Here is a 21367-nt window from a genome sequence, read left to right on the forward strand (position 1 = left end):
CGAGGAATTACTCAAGCGTATCCGTCTCGACCAGGCGGAGATTGCCGAACGCTTTCGCTTTCTCGACTGGAGCGCCGAAGATGCCAGGCGACTAGGCGCAGCAGCTCGGTACATGGCCCCGTCCCAGCAGGCTTTCGTCGACCATCTGTACCGTCACCTGGCGCAATTCTCCACCCCTTCTGCATTGCTACGCACGCCGGAGGTCACCGCTCGTTTGAAGCAGAGCCAGGCTCAGTACTATCAGTGCCTGTGGGGCGGTCCATACGATGAAACATACGTCAACGGCCGCCTGCGCATCGGGGTGATCCATCAGCAGATCGGCCTGGAACTGAAGTGGTACCTCGGCAGCTATCGGCTGTACCTCGACGACATGCTTGAAAGCGTGTTCGGCGACAGCCCGGATGCCACGCTCTATTCAAGCCTGTTGAAGGCGGTGTTCTTCGACATGACGCTGGCCATCGATACCTACAGCGCGGCCCAGCACAAGGCGCTGGAAGACAGCGAGGCTCGCTTCGCACGCGCGCTACGCGGTGCCAACGATGGGCTGTGGGACTGGCATGTCGATCAGGATCGGCTTTACGTTTCGGAGCGCTGGGCCAGCATGCTCGGCCTCAGCCGCGATAGCATCGGCGAGAGCAGTTCCAGTTGGTTCGGTCGCGTGCACCCGGACGACCTGCCGGACTTTCGCCATGCCATCGATGCGCATCTACAAGGGCTGACATCGTCCGTTCACCATGAGTACCGCATCCGCAAGCACAACGGTGACTACATCTGGGTCCTCGTGCGAGGGGTCGCCGAAATGACGCCCCCTGGAGAGCTACGCATGGCCGGCTCGCAGTCCGATATCAGTGCACGCAAGGATGCCGAGCAGCGCCTCCAACATACCGCCCAGCACGACCCGTTGACCGGCCTGGCCAACCGCATCCGGCTTGACGAGCAGATGCAGAAGACCTTCAGGAAGCAGCGCAAGGGCGGTGACTACGAGGCGCTGCTGTTCATCGATCTCGACCGCTTCAAGCTGATCAACGATAGCCTCGGCCACAATGTCGGTGATCGCGTGCTGGTGGAAGTGGCAATGCGCTTGAAAGAGTCGCTGCGCCCTACTGACCAACTGTTCCGCTTCGGCGGCGACGAATTCATCGTCCTGCTTCACGACCTCACCTGCGACCGCGACGCCGAGCAGATATCCCAACGCATCCTCGACAACCTGCATCAACCGCTGCAAATGGACGGTCGTACCTTGGTAGTCAGCGCCAGCATCGGCATCGCGCCATTGCACGACAATGGCAAAGCCCTGGATGTCCTGCAGGCTGCCGACCTTGCCCTCTACCGAGCCAAGTCCGCCGGCAAGGCGCGCTTCGCCCACTACGACGAAACATTGCAAGACACCGCACAACAGCATCTGGAACTGGAGTCCGCGCTAGGCCAGGCACTGCAACATAACGAATTCGAGCTGTACTACCAACCGATCTATCGCCTGGACCAAGGGGCACCGCTGGTGACCGGGGTCGAAGCGCTGTTGCGGTGGCGCCACGGCGAACGTTTGATCTCGCCACTGGAGTTCATTCCTGCGCTGGAGGAATCGGGAGAGATCATCCGCGTCGGCGAATGGGTACTGCGCCAGGCCTGCCAACAGACCCGGGCCTGGCAACTGGCCGGGCATGAGCACCTGCGCTGCTCGGTGAACATCTCCAGCACCCAATTGCAACAAGCCGACTTCACCCTCCGGCTGATCGATATCCTGCAAGAAAGCGGCCTGCCTCCCGCCAGCCTGATCCTGGAGATCACCGAAAGCCAACTGATGCATGACGACATGGACACATTGGCCTGCCTGCATGAGTTGACCAGCCTTGGTGTCCTGCTGGCGCTGGATGACTTTGGCACGGGTTACTCCTCGCTTGGCTACCTCACGCGCTTTCCGCTGCACATCCTCAAGCTCGACAAGAGCTTCATCACCGGCGTTCCTCACGAGAACAAACAGCGCGCGATCAGCCAGGCGATCATCGTTCTCGGCCGTAGCCTTGGCCTGGAAGTAGTGGCCGAAGGCATCGAGAGTTCGGCACAACTCGAATTCGTGGTCGGTGAAGGCTGCCACTACGCACAAGGCTACTGGTTCAGCCGGCCACAACCCGCCGCCCAGATACAACACCTGCTCAGCACAGAAGACCGTTTCGAGGGAAGCGCAATTACGCGGCGCGTACCAGTCAGTTCAGGAGAAAAACAATGAAAAACAATCTTCCGGTCAGTGGTCGTGCCGTCGAATTCAGCGCAAACGCGAACATTCTTTCAACAACCAACCCCAAGGGCGCCATCACCTACGTCAATCCCGACTTCATCAACATCAGCGGGTTCAGTGAAGCGGAATTGCTCGGCGTCAATCACAACATAGTGCGCCACCCGGACATGCCGCCGGAAGCCTTTGCGCATATGTGGCAGACACTCAAGGATGGGCGCTCGTGGATGGGGCTGGTAAAAAACCGGTGCAAGAATGGTGACCACTATTGGGTCAGTGCCTACGTCACGCCGATGCAGCGCAATGGCGAAACAGTGGAATACCAATCGGTTCGCACGCTACCGGCCAAAGCACTGGTGCAAGCCGCTGAACATCTCTACGCACAGTTGCGTAGTGGTAAAAACACCAACTGCCTGCGTATGTCACGGCTGTCCGTCGGCATGCGCCTGGCACTTGTCAGCACTGGCGTGAACCTGCTGTGTTTTGCGGCCTTGGGCTTGCTGGGCGCGTTGTCCTGGAACCATGCCGCCCTCTCCATGATGCTATCGAGCTTGCTGCTCGGCGGCGTGTTGCGCTTCAGCCTGCGCCCCTTGGACGCCCTTGCCCGAAAAGCCAGGAATATCGCCAACAACCCTCTGAGCCAGATACTCTACAGTGGCCGCCGCGACCAATTTGGCCAGATCGATTTCACCCTGCAAATGCTCGAGGCCGAGACCCGGGCAATTGTCGGACGCATTGCCGATTCGTCCCGCCAGTTGAGCAAGGAAGCCGAAGAGCTCGTCTGCGCAGTGGACAACAACAATTGCGCGACCCTCCGCCAGCAGGGGGAAACTGCCCAGGTAGCCAGCGCCATAACGCAGATGGCCAGCAGTGTGCAGGAAGTGGCGCGCCACGCTCAGCTCACCGCCAGCGCCGCGAACCTGGCCAACCAGGAATCCGACCGCGGCCACCAACTGGTCGAGCAGACCCGCCAGCACATTGATAGCCTCGCCGGCGAGGTACAACAGACCAGCATGGTGATTCATCAACTGGAACAGCATGGCAATGAAATTGACCGCGTACTCGAGGTCATTCAAAGCATCGCCGAACAGACCAACCTGCTTGCCCTCAATGCGGCCATCGAGGCTGCCCGCGCCGGCGAGGCCGGCCGCGGTTTCGCAGTGGTCGCCGACGAGGTGCGCGGGCTGGCTTCGCGGACCCAGCAATCCACCGCGCACATCCAGGGCACCATCGATACCTTGCGACGCTCCACCGGGGATGCCGTACTTGCGATGCAGCGCAGCCACAGCAAGGCCGGCGTCAGTGTCGAGCAGGCACTGCTGGCCGCCCGGGCGCTGGACGGGATCACCCAGCGCGTCGATGAGATAAGCGGCATGAGTGTGCAGATCGCTGCCGCCGTAGAGGAACAAAGCGCGGTGGGTGACAGCATTCAGTGCAACCTGGCCGATATCAGTCAAACCACCCAGAAAAGCGTGCTTGCCAGCAACCAGAGTCGCACCACTGCCGCCCATGTCGCCAAGCTGGCCGAGCGCCTTCAACTGCTGTCGGCGCAACTTTGGGGGCGCCAGCGCAATGGGTGACGGGTACGCACCGTACTCCCAAGCCAACCCTCACAAGCCGGCCTGCGTGGTCGGCCCCAGCTTGGGCGACTTCTGCAACAACCCTCGTGGCAACTGGAAACCTTTGAAAGGCTCTTGCGTGATAGGGTTGAAGGCTTTCTGCGCGTTAAGCCTGTAGCGCATCACGCCATCGCCGGCCCTGAAGCTCAGGTCCACGCTGGTCGCCGTGCGACCGTTGAGCGAACCACGGCTGAGCAAGCGGAACATCGACCAGGGGCCACGGTACTCAAGGCTGCTGCTGTTTCCGTTCTGCCGGAGCAAGGTCAGGTTACTGCGCACCTGCTGCCCCAAGGTATTGGGCCAGACGATACCGGTGATCTGGCTTGGGCCATGGGTGTAGGGAATCAGTTGACCGTCCAGGTCCAGCAAGCTTGTACGCTGGTTGGCACTCAGGCCCAACGGCTCGATGCTGAACTGCACACTCAGGTTGCCGCGCTGATCGAAAAAGGTCTCACGGATACGATCTGCCCGCTCCAGTTGTTCGAGCACATCACTGCGGATCAGTGACTGCCCATGCTGGCCGGCCTGCAACGCTTCGAGGTTATCTTTCAGGAAGACCCTCAGGTATTGATCATGAAATTGCTGCAGCCGCCCCTTCGGCCCGAAGAAGGCTTCAAAGTCGTCCAGCGAAGCGTCGGGAGCTTTCACGACGAAGGGGTAGCGCCCTGCCAGGCGTTGCTGGAAGAAGCTGTAAACCTCGGCGTCCCAGCGTCGCTCCAATTCGCGCAGGGCTTCGACATTCAGCACTTGTGCTGTTTGATCGGCCATTTTTCTGACCTGGTGGTTGATCGGTTCCGGTAAGCCGGTGGCCACCCTCTGCAGGGTGCCGATGGGGTCTTGCCCGGTCATCGAGAATCGCTGATGCACGGCCTGGAGTGCGGCCTTGCCTCGGTCCGGGCTGTCCTGAACCGCTTTGGCATAGTCGTGCACGGCCGCGATGGCACCAAGCGTCTCATCGTAGTAGCTGGGTTTCTCACCGGTTGCCTGCAGCATGGCACTCAGCCCGGCAAAGGCCCGCTGAATCGCCCAGGCTTGTTGTTGATCAGGCCTGCCACTTGTTGGTCGCACCTCTTCCACCTCTCCAGGCGCCTGAGCGCCAAAGGCTGATGAAAGCGAAGTGTTGTCCCTCACTGTGTCCAACAACCGATGCAGGGGTGCTGCTGGCCCAGTCAACTGCTCCAGGATCGCGACGCCATGATCCAGGTCGCGGAAGTCGGCCACCGAGAAGGCGTTCAAGGCACGACGCCAACTGTCAATGAAATCGGCGCTGTACAGGTTCCGTAGCCGTTCGCCCAGCGCCTCCCGGTCGGCATCCGAGTAATCGAGCTGGTCGCGCTCTCCCAGTGCCCACTGGTCGATCATCGCCATATCTGCAAAGCGCTGGCTACGGGGCTCGAAGTACTCTTTGAAGCCCTTGGCGGTGAGCATTGGTGCTATCAGGACACCATCGCCCTGCTTGAGGCCGGGAGAGGCCTGATACACCACATCGAACGCTGGCCCCACCTGATGACGCAGGTCCAGGCCAGCATTCAACTGCTCGCCAGCCTGCTGTTTCAGGCTCGCGTAGACCCGCTCTGGCAACGGTACCTTGCGCAGCACCTGCTGCACCTGCGCCATACGCTGGCTGTACTGCGGAAGTTCGGTATCGGCATAGGCCAAGGCATACTTCAGGTGCCGCATGAGGTCGCGTTGCAATTGCCCCTGCCCGGGGAACTTCTGTTGCCACTGCCGGGCCATCCAGTCCTCGACCCATTCGGGGCGGCGGCTCTGGCGGTCCTCCAGCATTCGATAAACCCGAAGTGCAGCCATCTGCTGTTCGCTGCCCGGCGGCGCGGCGTCCATGGCATCGATCACACCGCTGGCCAAGGCTGGCAGGAAACGCCTGGAGAGCAGGCTCAGGTAGGCCTCATCGACGCGAGGGCCAATGGCGCGCCCCTGATACAAGCCAAGGTCGGAAACACCCGGCCACGCGGCACGATAGTTGCCAAACACCGACACGGCATCGCGTATCTGGTCCAGCGGCTCCAGCAGGTTGCGCCCGGTGGGGTCCAGACGCTGGTCCACTTCGTGATGACTGTACTCTCTACTCTTGGCAAGCACGTTGGCGGCCTTGGCGCCATTGATGTCAAAGTAGCGTTGCCAACTGGCGATAGCGACACAGAAGGCCAGCACGCCTACTGCAGAACCAACCCAGAGCAACCGACGTTTGTTGCGCGCTACCTTGATGTTGTCCCCGGCAAGGCCGGCCTCCTGGTAGATGACTCTCCGGAAGGCGTGCTGAATGAAGTAGACCAGCGCCTGCCCCTGCGCCTTGCCTTCACGCAGCGGAAACTCGGTCTTGTACGGCTGTGCCGCCTCACGCACGAACGCATTGAGCATGTCGCCCTGCTGCAAGACCGAAGACCAGTACACGCCACGTACCAAGGCAGGCGTGGTGAAGCGGTCACTTGCGAGGGTTTCCTTCAGGAAATCCAGCAGTATCGGACGCAGCCCGATCAACTGGGCATGCAACGAGAACAAGCGAACACGCAATGGCGCACCGCCCAATACATCGAGCCGATCCACTACCTGTTCAAACAATTGACTGATCAGCCGGTCGTAATGATCGCCATATTCATCCAGCCAGGCATCGAACGTGCCGACCGCATCCAGTTTGAAGGTGAAGCCCAGCATGTTTTCCCGCATGGCGGCGGGAAGCCCGGCGTACAGCTGATCGAAACCGTCCAGCAGATCGAATTTGGCCAGGACCACATACAGCGGCAGGCGCGAGCCCGACTGACTGCTCACTTCATACAGACGCGTGCGCAGCACATGCGCCAAGGCGACACGTTGCTCAGGCGTGCCATGCAATAGCGCAGGCAGGTCAACGACCAACAGCAAGCCGTTGAGTGCCCTCTGGCTTCGGTTACGCACCAACCAGCCCAGCATGTGTTCCCACAACCTGGCCGAGGTTGCGGGTGGTGCTTTCGACGTGTCCGACTCCTCGGCTGATGAACCTGCCAACGACTCCTGGCGGACGAAAGCGCCCGGCGGGTCGATGATCACCGCATCGTTACTGACCCACCAGCCTATCGGATAAGCCAGCACCTGCGCTTGCCTGCCTCGCGCTTGTGCCTTGTCGATGCGGGTCAGGGAAAAACTCTGTTCGGTACGGTCGATGAAACTGGTCTTGCCGGCCTGCTGGTCCCCCACCACCAGATACCACGGCAGTCGGTACAAGGCACGCCTGCCACCCGCATTGTCCAGATAGCGTGCCAGCCCTTGGTCCAAGGCTTTCTCTTGTGCCTGGACGAACGGCAACACGTTGTCCAGTTCAGCTTCCACCGCCTGCTTGCGTTCGGCCTGCAAACGGCGAAAACGCCTGCGAAGCACCACAAGCCAGCAGAGTAGCGGCACTAATACAAGCGTCAGGCTGGCCAAACCGCGATGCGCCACGCTAGCCAGCGGCTGCTGCTCGTGCCAGACCCATTGCGGGCCAAGCCACCAGATTGCAACCAGCATCAATGCGGCCCCCAGCCCGAGCAGCAGCGGCATGGCCAGGCCGATACGGACCACCAAGGGCAAGCCCCAACGTTTAAGATGCTTCCACAGTTGATTCATCGTGACTCCCGTTCCTTGTTCCAATCAACCCGCGAGGGACAGTGCACGCGTGCTGCTGAAGGCGTTGAAACACCTCAGGCTCCCAGGCGCTGGCGGTGCTTTCCTGCATCGTTCGGGCAACGCCTGCGCACAAGTCCTGGGCCAGCCAGGACACGCCCCGAGCAGCCAGCAGATCAGCCGCGATCATGGTGGTATGGCAGCGCTCACGCAGGCTGCGGAAGTCCACCTGCATGCCCTGCAGCCTGAGCAACACCGCTTCTACGCCACTCGTTTCCAGTTGGCAGGCCAGTTCCTCTCGCAACGTGGCGAATTCCTGAGAGGCTGCGCCCGAATCGGATTGCCCTTGCGCCCCCCTGAGCCACGCCAGGCATTGGTCATCGACAAATACCTTGCCGTCGCTGAAGCACAACTGCTGCAGCGCGGGCATGCGCTGCACGAACCGCGCGGTCGCAGCGCGAATGGCCTCAGCTACCTCGCCCATCGCCAGCCGCGTGGCAGCACTCGCTGCCAGAAAACTGCCGCGAATCCAGTAGGGGCAAGCCGTCACGCTCTTTTCGATCCGCTGGAGCAGTGCCGCGTCGATTGCAGTAGCGGCAATGGCATCTTCATAGTCACCGGCAATGTCCTGCGGCACCGCCATCAGCTCCGTGCGGTTGCCTTGCCTGGTTTGAGGCGGCGCCTGGATGTGTGCCCACAAGCCGAACCGACGCAACTGGTAGCCAGCAGGATCGTACGGGTCCTGTTGATTGATCAGCTCGGCCATGGTCAGCATGGCCCTTCGTGATTCCCGCTCGTTGCCCAACGACACACGGGGAGTCGGCGTGGCGATGACCTCGGCCAGTGGCGCAGCCTTGATGCCCTTTGCAGGGGGCTTGTCCGTGGCAGGCTCGGCACGGCCGTTTGAAAGTTCGGTGTGCTTGCTTAGCAGGCGCTCCAGTTCGCCAAGGGCCGCTTCATCGAGCTGCGCTGCTTCCCGCTGCTGGTGCAGACGTTGCAGCGCGCCCTGAGCCGCCGCGGCGTGCGCGGGGCTGAACGTGAAGCGGTCCAGGCGCGGCAACGCCACGAGCAGACGGTTGAGCATCAGGCCAACCAGCTTGCGCTTGCCGAGGAACCCTTTGGGGCCCGGTTTCGGGTATGCACTTTCCCAATAGGCTTCGACCATGCCGGCCAGCAGTGCGAGGGTAAAAACCCAGCGCTCCCAGCATTGGCTGCGCAGCCAGGCGACACCGAGATGGGCGACGATGCGCAGGTGCTTGCACTCCTGGCCCAGGTACTGGCGGGACGCTTCTTCGATATACGCCCAGTCGATGGACGGCTCCTGCAACCCACCCAGCTTGACCATTTCCTGGTCGATGGCCTGGTAGGTTTCGTTCTCCACGTCGAACAGCCCGGCAGGGTTCTGCGCGTCGATGGGGGCAAGCAACCGGGCAATTTCCTCTGCGGTGACCTCTGCTACCAGCGACATGCCTTGCGCGCCTCATCGATGAGTGGGTCCAGCCCCTGAGCGTCGAAAACCAGCCCATCGACGGCCGGGTTGTCGCTCTCGACCTGAATGCGATGGGCCCCGATCAGTGGCTTGATCTGCTCGATGCCCGGCAATCCCCTGCCAGCGTCAAGCACCTGACCGTTTTCCGTCACCTGCCAGGGTGTAGCGAGAGTGGAGCCACGCTCCCCCTGCAATCGCACCATCACCCGACCGGCATCGATGGGTTGTGCGGTAACCAGTTGCAACCTGGAAATGTTCTGCACACAACTGATCACCAGGTAGGGGTACGGTGCGACCGCAGCGATTGCGGGCGCTGAGATCATCAGCCCGTCATCCCCTTTTTCGAGGCGAAACGTCAGCTCCTCCGGCGGCCGCCCCGCCTCATGGGTCATCACACGACGCAGCGTGGGCGAATCCTGCTCCGGCGCGGACCATTGCAGTTTCGTCACATGCGCCGGCGTGCCAGCGGCCTGGTCGAAACAAGCCAGGCGCTCGACGTTGGAAACGATCCGCGGGCAGTCCCTGGTCTGGCTTGCCAAACTTGGCGCCAGGGAGAGCAACATCGAAAGCCCAACGCCATATGCATAGCGGACAATCATTGGTTTCACTCACTCATCAAATATGGCAACAGCGCTATCCGACTGATCAGTCACGCTTCTACAGCAGTCATCAAATATAACTACCGGATAGTGGAGCATCGAAACAAAACAAAGGCTAGTACAGACAAAACAATATTCACAACCAAATATTTCCTTACACTTTCACGCTCGACGCACAATATTTTTTCGGTGCATGGTTTTTTACACGCACATAGCGAGAAGCCAACTACGTTTAAATTTAAACACAACTTTGTAGGATGCTTCCTACATATATCAAAACTTCACGAAGGCTGACACCCATGAATAAACGCTCGGGCTCCGTTGCACCCAAAGAACGCATAAACATCAAGTACGTACCGGCCACCGACGGCGAACAAGCCGAGGTGGAGCTGCCACACAAGATGTTGGTACTAGGCGATTTCGGCTTGGATGATGCCCGCGCGCTGGAAGACCGTTCGATCATGCGAATCGACAAACACAGTTTCAACGATGTGTTGAGCGACGCCGATGTCAGCCTCGCCATGTCAGTGCCATCCATGCTCAGCACTGCCCCCGACGCAGAGCTGGCGGTCAACCTGCAGTTCAAGTCCATCAACGATTTCGGGCCAGACAGCATCGCCCGCCAGGTACCGGAGCTGAACAAGCTGCTGGAGCTCCGCGAGGCATTGGTCGCGCTGAAAGGCCCGCTGGGCAATGTGCCCACTTTCCGCAAGCAACTGCAGCACCTGCTGAATAACGAACAGGCGCGCAAACAACTGGCAGAAGAACTTGACCTGGTGCTCGAGGCGCCAAAAGAAGACTGAGACAACGGAGCGTCCCCATGCCAAAGCAAAACAGCACGACCGTCGCGGTTGAAACAACAACCGAAACACTGAGCAACGCCACCCTGCTCGATCAGATCATGGCAGAAACCAGGCTGGTGCCTACTCAAGAGGGCTATCAAGTCGCTCGCCAGGGTGTATCTGCTTTTATCGCCGAAATCCTTAAAAGCCATGACCCTGATCAACTCATCAACAAACATCGCGTCGACCAGATGATCGCTGAACTGGATCGGGTGCTCAGCAAGCAGATGGATGCCATCCTGCATCAACCCGAGTTCCAGCAACTTGAATCCGCGTGGCGCAGCCTCAAACTCTTGGTCGACCGAACCGACTTCCGCGAGAACATCAAGCTTGAAGTCTTGCATGTCAGCAAAGATGACTTGCTCGATGACTTCGAGAATGCCGCCGATATCACTTGCAGCGGCATCTACAAGCATGTTTACACCGCAGGTTATGGCCAATTTGGTGGTGAACCCGTTGCAGCGATTGTTGGCAACTACAGCTTCGGCCCATCTTCTCCCGATATAAAACTGCTGAGTTACATGGCCTCGGTCGGTGCCATGGCACACGCACCTTTTCTCGCTGCGCCCTCTCCTGAGTTCTTCAACCTGAGCAGCTTTGAAGAGCTGCCCAATCTGAAGGAGATCAAGGACATTTTCGCCGGCCCCCGGCATGCCAAGTGGCGTGCGTTCCGTGAAAGCGAGGATGCCCGTCATACCGGGCTGACCGGGCCGCGTTTCATGCTGCGCTCTGCCTATCACCCGCAAGAAAACCCGGTCCAGAGCTTCACCTACGACGAGGACATCGCCGGGCGGCATGACAACTATCTGTGGGGCAACTCCGCCTTCCTGCTGGCCAGCTGCATCAATGACAGCTTTGCCCGCTACCGCTGGTGCCCGAACATCATCGGCCCGCAGTCGGGTGGTGCCGTCGAGGACCTGCCGGTGCACCTGTACGAGTCCCTGGGTCAGCTGCAGGCCAAGATTCCGACCGAGGTCCTGATTTCCGACCGCAAGGAGTTCGAACTGGCCGAAGAAGGCTTCATTGCCCTCACCATGCGCAAGGACAGCGACAACGCCGCGTTCTTCTCGGCCAACTCGGTACAAAAACCGAAGAACTTCCCCAAGACCCCGGAAGGCCTGCAAGCGCAAACCAACTACAAGCTCGGCACCCAGTTGCCCTACCTGTTCATCGTCAACCGGCTGGCCCACTACATCAAAGTGCTGCAGCGCGAGCAGATCGGTAGCTGGAAAGAGCGCAAGGACCTTGAGTCCGAACTGAACAAATGGATCAGGCAGTACGTTGCCGACCAGGAGAACCCGTCAGCCGATGTGCGCAGCCGTCGCCCGTTGCGTGCTGCAAAGGTCGAGGTGTCGGACGTTGCCGGTGATCCGGGTTGGTATCAGGTCTCGCTCGCCGTGCGCCCGCACTTCAAGTACATGGGGGCGAATTTCGAGATCTCCCTGGTAGGTCGGCTTGATACCCAATGAGTGGTTTTTTCGACCGTTTGGTGACAGATCAACACGCAAACCGGGTGCCCTCCAGGCAAGAGAACGCTACCCAGAAGTTCGCCGCCATCAAGCGCCACCTGGAAACGCTGCTCAATGCTCGTCAGGGTTGCTCGCAAAGCAGCCCTGAGCTGGGCCTGAGTGACTTCAACGGGCACGACGCAAGCAGTGGCGACCTCCTGAAACAGGTGAGCGCGGACATCCGCCGCACCATTCAGCGCTTTGAGCCGCGTGTGCATGTGCGCGCGCTCAAGGCCGTACCCGATTGCCATGCCCCGCTGGAACTGCATTTCAGGCTGGACTGCCACGTGCAGGTCAACAACCACACGGAGCAGTTGCAACTGGAACTACTGGTCAATGGCCATAACCGCCACACCCGAGTGAGGTGACCTATGTCACTCAAGGATCGATTCAGCGAAGAGTTGCGTTACCTATATGAACTGGGGAACGACTTCGCCCAGGACAACCCACAACTTGCCCGCCTGCTAGGCAAGGGTGGCAGCGACCCGGATGTCGAGCGCCTGATGGAAGCCTTTGCGTTCCTCACGGCCAAACTGCGGCTCAAGCTGGAGGACGACCTGCCCGAGCTGACGCACCCCATGCTGCAGTTGCTGTGGCCCAACTACCTGCGGCCGCTGCCGAGCGCCACGATCATCCAGTTCACGCCGCGCAAGCAAGCGCTCAGCCAGTCGCAAACCATCGCCAAAGGCTCGCGGTTGTTTTCCAGCCCCGTGGATGGAGTGCCCTGCGAATTCCGCACCTGCACGGCAGTGGACATTCACCCGTTCGAGATCGAGTCGGTAAGCGCTACCCAGACACTTGACAGTTCGGTGGTTCGCATCGACCTGCAAAGCTTGGTCGAGCGGCCGTTGAACACCCTGGGCTGCGCCAGCTTCGACTTTCATCTGAGTGGTGATACCCAAACTGCCCGCACGCTGTACCTGTGGATCGCTCAATACCTCAAGCACGTCTCGGTGACAGTCAATGGTGAGGTACGCCGGCTGCCGGCCAGCAGCATCGTCTTCCCGGGTTTCAGCACGGACGAAGCACTGCTGCCTTACCCACAGAACGTCTTTGACGGTTACCGGATCCTGCAGGAGTACTTCATATTTCCCGAGCGTTTTCACTTCGTCAGCATGACCGGCCTGGAGAAAGTCTGGCCTGATCAAGCGGCTCAGTGTGTCGGCCTCGAATTTCACTTCACCCGGCAGTTACCTGATTCGCTGCGTGTCGGCAAAGCAGACTTCAGCCTGTTCTGCGCGCCGGCAGTGAACCTGTTCGAGCACAGCGCCGAGCCCATCGACCTGTCCAGCCGGCCCGCCCAGGTCGAGCTTGTGCCCAGAGGCAAGGAGCGGCACGCCTATGAAATCTTCAGTGTCGATCGGGTCATCAGCACCCGCACCACGACTGACGGGAGTACCGGCGAACACCTGAGAACCTTCCGCCCCTTCGAGTCCTTCGCCCATGAGATCGAGCATGTGCAGGGGCGTACAGCGTTGTACTACCGCTACACACTCGAGGACTCCCTGCGCGGCGATGGCGTCACCCATCGCATCGCTTTCGTGCGCGCCGATGCCAACGCCTACATCGGCGAACTGGAAACAGCGTCCATCGACCTGACCTGCACCAACCGCGACCTGCCGCTGGCGTTGGGTATCGATGACATCAACGTGCTCACCGAGATCACGCCGCCCCTGGCCACCTATACCAACATCCGTACACCCACCCGCCCGTACAGGCCGGTGCTGGACGGCCAGTTGCAATGGGCCCTGATTTCCAACATGTCGCTCAACTACCTGTCGCTGCTCTCGGCCGAGCCGCTCAAAGCGGTCATCCGCGCTTACGACTTCGCGGCCTTGCACGACATCCAGCAGACACGCACTACCCGCAAACGCCTCGATGGCATCCGCGAAGTGCAAACGGAACCGCTGGACTGGCTGATCAAGGGCCAGCCCATTCGTGGCTTGCGCACGCGGCTGAAGCTCGATCAAAGCGCATTCCTCTGCGAAGGCGACCTGTACCTGTTCGGTTGCGTGCTCGCGCACTTCTTCGCCCTGTACGCCAGCATCAATTCCTTCCACCAACTGGAAGTGATCAACACCACCAACAACGAGCACTACACATGGCCAATCCAGACCGGCAAACAACCGCTGATCTAGCCGACAAGCTGTTGGCCGAAGCACACCAGTACAACTTTTTCCAGTTGCTGGAGCGCCTGCACGGCTTGCACGGGGATGACCTGGAACCACGCTGGCCAGACCAGGCCACCCGGCTGAGGGTGCGGCTTGCCAGCGACCCACGGCTGAGTTTCCCGGTTTCCGACGTGTACAAGGTCGAACGCATGCCCGGGGAAGCTGACCGCTATCGCGTGTGCACCACCTTCATGGGTTTGCATGGCACCGACTCGCCGTTGCCCACCTATTACCTGGAGCAGGTGGCATACGAGCATGCACAGGGCATCGGCGTGCGGCCGGCGTTCTTCGATTTCTTCAACCACTACCTGCTCAGCCTGCTGCATCGCATCTGGCGCAAATATCGCTATTACATCCGCTTTCAGCCGGGAGCTACCGATGGGTTCTCCCAGTACATCTTTGCCCTGCTCGGGTTGAATGACAGGCAGTTGCGCGGGGACACGGCACTGCCGTGGAGCCGGCTGCTCAGTTTCGCCGGCGTCATTGCCAGCCGCAGCCGTGCGCCAGGCACGGTCGCCGGCATCATTGCCCATTGCTTCGACTTGAAGCAGGTACAGATTCGCGAGTTCGAAACCCGCTCGGTCCCCACAGCCGCCAAGCAACTGGTCAGCCTTGGCAGAAGCAACGGTGAGCTGGGCAGTACTTTCATGGTGGGCAGCCGCACGCGAACACGCAGCAGCAAGTTCACCATCGTGATCAGCGAACTCGACCCTGCACAGTTGCGCGACCTGCTGCCCAGCGGCATCAACTTCGGCCGGTTACGGGCATTGATCGACTTCCTGCTGCGTGATGGCCTGGCCTATGACCTGGAGCTGCGCCTGAAGCAGAACGCACTGCCTCCCTTCTGCCTGCACCGCAGCCTGGGTGCCTACCTGGGCTGGACCAGCTTCGTCGATGACCGTCACGGCCAGAGCAGCCCTGTCGTGCGGTTCCGGGGGCGCTCATGAGCACTTTGACCTTGAGCATCACCAACCTGGATCAGTTGCAGCACAACGTCACTGCCCGACATCAGTTCGACCGCGCAGGCGGCACCATCGGCAGCGCGAAAGCCACCTGGCAGATCAACGATCGTGAGCAGACCATTGCACCGATCCATTGCGAGATCCGCTGGATCGAGGGCAGCTTCTGCATCATCGATCGCTGCCAGCGTACCTACCTGAACGACAGCCTCCACAGCCTGGGGTCGCTTACCGCCAGGCGGCTGCTCGAGGGTGACCAGTTGCGCATTGGCGCCTATCGACTGAAGGCCCAGCTTTCGCAGGCCGATGCACGCTCACTGGAGGACCTGTTCAGCCCTGAACAACGAACCCTCGATCACTGGTTGCTGGCTGTTCCACCCAAGACTTGCCATGCCGCTGCAGCCGCTCCCCAGGCTGTAGCAGACATCTGCTCGGCATTCGAACCGGGCATGGGCAACGACCCATTGGCGGCACTGGACACAGAGGCAGCACCAGCGCAGCAGAGCCCACTGGAACGTTTGATTGCAGGAGACCGCCCATGATGCGTCCAACATTCATGGCCGGCCTGCTGACGGCGTTGATCGGGCTCTCGGGTTGCACGTCCCTGAGCAAGATTGGCCAGGTGGTGATGGACCCCTCATTACCCGTCGGACCGCCCGGGGAGCACCCCACCCAGGTCGCGTTCAGCATCAACGCCAGCCCAACGCTCAATGGCAACCCGAACAGCCTTGAGGTGGCGCCCGAGCTCGGGCCGGTTGTGGAGCCCAGCCCTTACGCGGTCAGCCTGAGTGCAGGCGACCCCTACGTGCTGACCGAGAAAGTCGGGGCCCTGTTCGAGTACCTGCTGGAACAATTCCCAGCCATGTCGCCCGTCGATTCGCCAGTTGACGATGGCGAGGATCCTGCGCGCTCCCCCATGGAAGAAAGTACCCCGGGTAGCTACGACGACCCTACCGTGGTGCTGACCTTGCCGCGCACCACCACCATGGCCGCCGAGCCCGTCGCTACGCCCATGGCCGTGAAGATCCTGCAACTGCGCGACGACTCTCTCTTGCGCAACAGTGTTTACGAATTGCTGGACAAGGACCCTGCCGAGGCGCTGCGCAGCACCTACATACGCGATGACGATTACCTGCTGCGCCCTGGGCAGTTCAAGTTCATCCCCTTTGCGCCCATCGAGCCCGAAACGCGCTTCGTCGCGGTGATCGCCGACTACCGGAACCAGGAAAACGCCACCTGGAGCCAAGTGCTGCGCATTCCGCCCCGCGGGCACCAGATCATCCTGTCGGTGTTGCTCAACGACACGCAGCTCCTGCTCAAGGAGGAAGACTGATGGCGCCTGTAACGCTGCCCTTCCCGCTCAATCACGCTGACACGGAGCGCTCATGAGTTCACGTAACCCCGTCTTGTGGCCTGAAGGCCTGTTCGTCAAACCGCAGCACTTCCAGCAAGCTGCCCGTGCCGCCGAAGCGGCTTTGCATCAACGTCTTGGCAGCCTGAACGCCGCCTTCTATGGCTTCAGCGAGCTGCAGTTGAACGATGAGTACCTGAGCCTGGGCAAGGTCGCCATCACCCGTGCGCGGGGCATCATGCCGGACGGCACGGTGTTCGATATCCCTGCAGACATGCCACCACCGCCACCGCTGGAAATCGAAGACGACGGCGCGAAAGACAGCGAGATCTACCTGTGCCTGCCGCTGCGCACCGAAGGTGGCCGTGAGGTGAGCTGGCCCGATAACCCCGCCAACTTCCGTTACAGCGCCCAGGCCCAGGAAATCAAGGACACGCACAGCGCCGACGGTGACCTGGTGCAGATTGACCTGGCGGTACCCAACCTGCAGCTCAAACGCAAGGCCGACGACAGCAGCGCCTACACCCGCCTGGCCGTGACGCGCATTCTGGAACGGCGCCCCGATGGCAGCCTGCAACTGGATGAAGGCTTCTATCCCACCAGCGTTTCAGTGCGCGCCGTACCTGCGCTGCAACGGTATCTGGAAGAAATCACCAACTCCCTGCGCGAACGTGCGCGCAACCTCGCCGCCCGCATTGGCGCCTCAGGGCAGTCCGGCATCGCCGACATTCGCGACTTCAACCTGCTGCAGGCCATGAACCGCTGGTGGCCATGCTTCCAGCATCTGGCCAGGCAAGGGCAGACCCATCCCGAACAGTTGTACCTGTGCATGAGCCAGGCCTGTGGCGAGTTCGTGACGTTTACCGACGAGAGCCGGCTGCCGCAGGAATACCCCGCCTATCACCATACCGCGCTGCGCACCTCCTTCAAGCCGCTGGAGGACACGCTACGCCGGGCACTGAGCACGGTGCTGCAACCCCGCGCCGTTTCGCTGCCGCTGGAGACGCTGGAGTACGGCTTGCTGACAACCACGCTGGAGGATCGCCGCCTGATCGACGAGGCCGACTTCATTCTGGCAGTGCGAGCCCACATGCCGCCTCAGACATTGCGTCGGATGTTCGTGCAGAAGGCAAAGGTCGTCTCGCTGGAGTCGTTGAACGAGGTAGTGCCGCTGCAGCTTCCAGGTATTCCATTGGTGCCGCTGCCCGTGGCTCCTCGGGATCTGCCCTTCCATGCAGGCTTCACCTACTTCGAGCTGGACCGTCGCTCCCCGGCTTGGGCGGGCATGGAGGCATCCAGTGGCTTCGGTATCCACGTCGCGGGGGAATTCCCGGGGTTGGAACTTCAGTTCTGGGCGATCAGGAGTGAATGAAATGAAACAAGAAAACAGCCCCCCAACTGATACCGAACAGGTCGAAAGCGAGCAACTGCACGCGATGCTCGATGCGTCATTGTCCAACGACTCACCCGCACCGACAGCAGCTGATGGCGCTGAGCGAAAGCCGAAGGCAGAGCCAGTGTATGAAGGCTACCCGGCAGACCCGGACTTCCAGCTACGTGGCGGCTACGACAACCTGATGCTGGATGCAGCCGCGCCGCTGTTCGGCCTGGTGATACGCCTGCGCACACTGGATGCGCTGCCCAACATCAAGGAGGTGCACCAGCAGGTGCGCAACCAGATCGAAAACGTGCGGGAAGAGATGCGCCAGCACGGCTACGAGCCCGCTCAGTTGCTGGCGTACTCATACGGTCTTTGCCTTTTCATCGATGAGGCTGTCATGGACAGGCCTTGGGGTAAAACCAGCTGCTGGAGCCAGGAGCCCCTGCTCAGCATCTTCCACGACGAAACCTGGGGTGGAGAGAAAGTCTTCACCGTACTGTCGCGCCTCATGCAGGAACCCAAACGTTATCAGGACGCGCTGGAATTCATGTACTTCGCGCTGTGCCTCGGTTTGAAAGGCAAATACGCCATAGCCCCGAAGGGCGAAGAATCCCTCAACGCACTGATACACCAACTCCACGGGATTATCCGCGAGCTGCGAGGCCCGACACCGGAGACCGTTTGCGATCCCTACACCAACGTCGCCCCGCGCAACTTCCGCATGAACCGGCAATGGCCGTGGTGGAGCCCGCTGGTCATTTCCGCCCTCGCCATGGCGGTGGCCTACGGCATCTACAGCTACCGCCTGCACCTCATTACCACCGAGGTGCTGGAGTCGCTGAACGGCATCTTGCAGCAGTAGCGAGCCCACACACGGCTCAACTGACTTTAAGGAATTAGCGAAGCGTTTGCTTCGTTGACAAGCCCATCGTTCCCGATGGCCACGCCACCCTGGGTGCGCGTGTTTATATCCACATGGACGCAGGAGAAACTGCCATGCCAACACCCGCTTACATCAAGATCGAAGGCCAAACCCAAGGCAACATCACAGCTGGTGCATATACCGCTGACTCCGTCGGCAATGGTTACCAGCAAGGCCACGAAGATCAAATCCTGGTTCAGGAGATCAAGCATGAAGTGACCACGCCCACTGATCCACAGAATGGTCAACCCAGCGGTCAACGCGTACACAAGCCGTTCAAGTTCACCAGTTCGCTCAACAAGGCCACGCCACTGCTGTATCAAGCGTTGGTCACAGGCGAAATGCTGCCGATGGTCGAAGTCAATTGGTACCGCACCTCGACGGAAGGCAAACAAGAGCACTTCTTCTCCACAACGCTTGAAGACGCAACCATCGTCAGCATCAACACCGTCCTCCCCCACGCTCAAGACAAGGTAAACGAGAACTACACGCAGCTGGTCGAGGTTGCAATGACCTATCGGAAGATCGTCTGGGAGCACACCGTAGCCGGTACCGGTGGCTCTGATGATTGGCGAGCACCAGTCGCCTGATATTCATGAATGCTCCGGGCGGGTTTACCTGCCCGGACTTTGTGTCACCTCAGACGGCGGACAAGGATTGCTTATGCCTAGCCAATCTGACTTGCGTTACAGCTTCCAGCCGCTGGTTGGAAAAGCTGAATTCGAAGTGGTGTCGTTCGAACTCCGAGAGGGGATCAGCATGCCCTTCGAGCTGGAGCTGAAACTCATCAGCTTCGAAAACGATATCGACTTCGGCCACCTGCTCGACAAGCCCGTACTTTTTACCATCTGGAACGGCGAACGCCCGGTGCGTTACGTGCACGGCCTGGTCAGCCGATTCAGCCAGGCTGAAAGCGGCTTCTACCGCACCTACTATCACGCGCTGGTCGAGCCCCAGCTGGCCCGTGCCGACCTGCGCTCGAACTGGCGCATCTTCCAGCAAAAGACTGTCCCGCAAATTCTTGAGCTGATGCTCCAGCGCCAGGGCATCAACCAGTACGAACTGCGTGCCAGCATGGACCATCAGGTACGCGAGTTCTGCGTTCAGGCCGGTGAGACGGACCTGGCGTTCATCGCCCGCCTGGCTGCTGAAGAAGGCTTCGTCTACCGCTTTGCGCACAGTGAAAAGCTGCACAAGCTGATCATTACCGATCGGCTGCAATCATTCGGGCTGATCAGCCATGGGGCCATCAAGGCCGAGGATGACGACGAGGGCTTTTTTGATGCCGACGAGCCTGTAGACCCTGACAGCGTGCTGTACCAAGCCACCGGCGGTGGCGATCAAGCCATGCCGTGCCTTCGCCGCTTGCGCTACAGCGAGCAGGTGCGCACCGCTCGCCAGGTTCAGCGCGACTACACCTTTACCAACCCGGCCTACCGCCAGGAACACAGAGCTGCCGGGCCCTTCCTGGAGCATCAGTCCAAAGAGTACGAATTCTTCGATTACCCAGGCCGTTACAAACGCGATGCCGTGGGCAAGCCGTTCACTGAAAACCGCATCACTGCGCTGCGCCACGATGTCCGTATTGCCGAGGTTGAGGGTGACGATGTTCGCCTGCAACCGGGCCTGAGTTTCACCCTGACTGGCCACCCACGTGACGACCTCAACGCGCATTGGCGGGTGAACACGGTTACCCACAAAGGCAAACAATTCACCAGCCTGCAGGAAGAAGCCGCCGGCGCCGATGTCAGCACGCACTACCAGCAGACCGCCGTGCTGGTCCCCGGCCGGACCGAATGGCGCCCTGCCCCACTATCAAAACCACGCGTTGACGGCCCGCACATGGCGACCGTGGTCGGCCCGAAGGGAGAAGAGATCTATTGCGATGAGTGGGGCCGGGTGAAGGTCAGCTTTCCCTGGGACCGTGAAAGCCAGAACAACGAGTTCAGCTCCTGCTGGGTACGTGTGTCGCAAGGCTGGGCCGGTGGCAGCTGGGGCGCGATGGCGATCCCGCGCATCGGCCAGGACGTGATCATCCAGTACGTCAATGGCGACCCCGACCAGCCGATGATTACCGGGCGTACCTACTGTGGTGATCAGCTCCCGCCCTACGACCTGCCCGATCACAAGACCCGCATGACCATCAAGAGCCAGACCCACAAGGGCGATGGTTTCAATGAATTGCGCTTTGAGGACGAACTGGGCAAGGAAGAGGTGTTCATCCATGCCCAGAAGGACCAGAACACCCAGGTCAACAACAACCAGTCTCTCACCGTCGGTGTTGATCGCACCCAGAGCATTGGCCAGGACGAGTCCGTTGCCATCGGCCGCAATCGCCTGCGCGTGGTGAAAGCCAATGACACCCTGAAAGTCGGCGGCGGCAAAAACGACCTCATCGCCGGCGACTACGAGATCGAAGCAGGCAACACCCTGCGCCTCAAGTGCGGCAAGACACTGATCGAGATGCAGGCCAACGGCACGCTCAATATCACCTGCGAGACCTTCAACCTCACCGGGCAACAGACCGGACAGATCAACACGCCCGCATCGAAGCTCGACCTCAACCCTGAGGGCGGAGCGGCAGGTGCCGCAGCGGATGGACGCGATAGCAGTGCACTGAAAGCCGATGTGGATGGGCATTTCAAGTAGCTGCTTGCACTTGCCCGTACGTAAAGACCTCCTGAAAGGACTCCCGC

Annotated in this window: 15 protein-coding genes and 1 pseudogene; 13 read left to right on the forward strand and 3 right to left on the reverse strand. The window is 60.4% G+C overall.

Annotated features, from left to right (window positions below; translation table 11 throughout):
- Together ACK1U9_RS13835 and ACK1U9_RS13840 are read left to right on the forward strand one after the other, a co-directional pair.
- Nucleotides 1–2227 (forward strand): putative bifunctional diguanylate cyclase/phosphodiesterase (locus ACK1U9_RS13835; protein ID WP_449109952.1); only part of this gene is annotated, 2227 nt, incomplete at its 5' end.
- Nucleotides 2224–3813 carry a methyl-accepting chemotaxis protein gene (locus ACK1U9_RS13840; RefSeq protein ID WP_449109953.1) on the forward strand — a complete coding sequence of 530 codons (1590 nt, stop codon included), beginning with the start codon at nt 2224–2226 and terminating at the stop codon, nt 3811–3813. The genes ACK1U9_RS13835 and ACK1U9_RS13840, both read left to right, overlap by 4 nt.
- 30 nt (nt 3814–3843) lie before the next feature.
- On the opposite strand, the gene tssM is transcribed toward ACK1U9_RS13840, so the two are convergent.
- From tssM to vasI, 3 genes and pseudogenes are all read right to left on the reverse strand, one after another.
- Nucleotides 3844–7452 (reverse strand): type VI secretion system membrane subunit TssM, encoded by a 3609-nt coding sequence (gene tssM / locus ACK1U9_RS13845; RefSeq protein ID WP_108480817.1) that lies wholly within the window; start codon nt 7450–7452, stop codon nt 3844–3846.
- A pseudogene (gene tssA, locus ACK1U9_RS13850) lies at nt 7449–8917 on the reverse strand (type VI secretion system protein TssA). Before tssA ends, tssM begins: the two are co-directional and overlap by 4 nt.
- Nucleotides 8905–9537 carry a type VI secretion system-associated protein VasI gene (gene vasI / locus ACK1U9_RS13855; RefSeq protein WP_173015128.1) on the reverse strand — a complete coding sequence of 211 codons (633 nt, stop codon included), beginning with the start codon at nt 9535–9537 and terminating at the stop codon, nt 8905–8907. The pseudogene tssA and the gene vasI overlap by 13 nt, the downstream one beginning before the upstream one ends.
- 299 nt (nt 9538–9836) lie before the next feature.
- On the opposite strand from vasI, the gene tssB reads away from it, so the two are divergent.
- The 11 genes from tssB (at nt 9837) to ACK1U9_RS13910 (ending at nt 21320) form a co-directional block, all read left to right on the forward strand.
- The gene (gene tssB / locus ACK1U9_RS13860; protein WP_085599492.1) at nt 9837–10340 is read left to right on the forward strand and encodes a type VI secretion system contractile sheath small subunit; all 504 of its coding nucleotides are present in this window, start codon (nt 9837–9839) and stop codon (nt 10338–10340) included.
- 17 nt (nt 10341–10357) lie between these two features.
- On the forward strand, nt 10358–11848 hold the full coding sequence (tssC, locus tag ACK1U9_RS13865; RefSeq protein ID WP_108480815.1) for a type VI secretion system contractile sheath large subunit: 1491 nt from the start codon (nt 10358–10360) through the stop codon (nt 11846–11848).
- Nucleotides 11845–12255, forward strand: a complete 411-nt coding sequence (tssE, locus tag ACK1U9_RS13870; protein ID WP_085599496.1) for a type VI secretion system baseplate subunit TssE — start codon at nt 11845–11847, stop codon at nt 12253–12255. The genes tssC and tssE overlap by 4 nt, the downstream gene beginning before the upstream one ends.
- 3 nt (nt 12256–12258) lie before the next feature.
- Nucleotides 12259–14025, forward strand: a complete 1767-nt coding sequence (tssF, locus tag ACK1U9_RS13875) for a type VI secretion system baseplate subunit TssF (RefSeq protein ID WP_108480814.1) — start codon at nt 12259–12261, stop codon at nt 14023–14025.
- Entirely contained in the window at nt 13989–15005 is a 1017-nt protein-coding gene (tssG, locus tag ACK1U9_RS13880) for a type VI secretion system baseplate subunit TssG (protein WP_085599500.1), read from the forward strand. Before tssF ends, tssG begins: the two co-directional genes overlap by 37 nt.
- Complete coding sequence (locus ACK1U9_RS13885) at nt 15002–15559, forward strand: FHA domain-containing protein (RefSeq protein ID WP_108480812.1); 558 nt, start codon at nt 15002–15004, stop codon at nt 15557–15559. Before tssG ends, ACK1U9_RS13885 begins: the two co-directional genes overlap by 4 nt.
- The gene (gene tssJ / locus ACK1U9_RS13890) at nt 15556–16350 is read left to right on the forward strand and encodes a type VI secretion system lipoprotein TssJ (RefSeq protein ID WP_085599504.1); all 795 of its coding nucleotides are present in this window, start codon (nt 15556–15558) and stop codon (nt 16348–16350) included. The genes ACK1U9_RS13885 and tssJ overlap by 4 nt, the downstream gene beginning before the upstream one ends.
- A gap of 52 nt (nt 16351–16402) precedes the next feature.
- Nucleotides 16403–17740 carry a type VI secretion system baseplate subunit TssK gene (tssK, locus tag ACK1U9_RS13895; protein ID WP_085599506.1) on the forward strand — a complete coding sequence of 446 codons (1338 nt, stop codon included), beginning with the start codon at nt 16403–16405 and terminating at the stop codon, nt 17738–17740.
- Between the two features lies 1 nt (nt 17741).
- Nucleotides 17742–18611: a type IVB secretion system protein IcmH/DotU gene (icmH, locus tag ACK1U9_RS13900; protein ID WP_108480811.1), complete on the forward strand. Its 870-nt coding sequence runs from the start codon at nt 17742–17744 to the stop codon at nt 18609–18611.
- 134 nt (nt 18612–18745) lie between these two features.
- Complete coding sequence (locus ACK1U9_RS13905) at nt 18746–19261, forward strand: Hcp family type VI secretion system effector (RefSeq protein ID WP_085599511.1); 516 nt, start codon at nt 18746–18748, stop codon at nt 19259–19261.
- Between the two features lie 73 nt (nt 19262–19334).
- On the forward strand, nt 19335–21320 hold the full coding sequence (locus ACK1U9_RS13910) for a type VI secretion system Vgr family protein (RefSeq protein WP_108480810.1): 1986 nt from the start codon (nt 19335–19337) through the stop codon (nt 21318–21320).
- The last annotated feature ends 47 nt before the right edge of the window (nt 21321–21367 follow it).

The sequence above is a fragment of the Pseudomonas sp. XP1 genome (assembly GCF_053557675.1).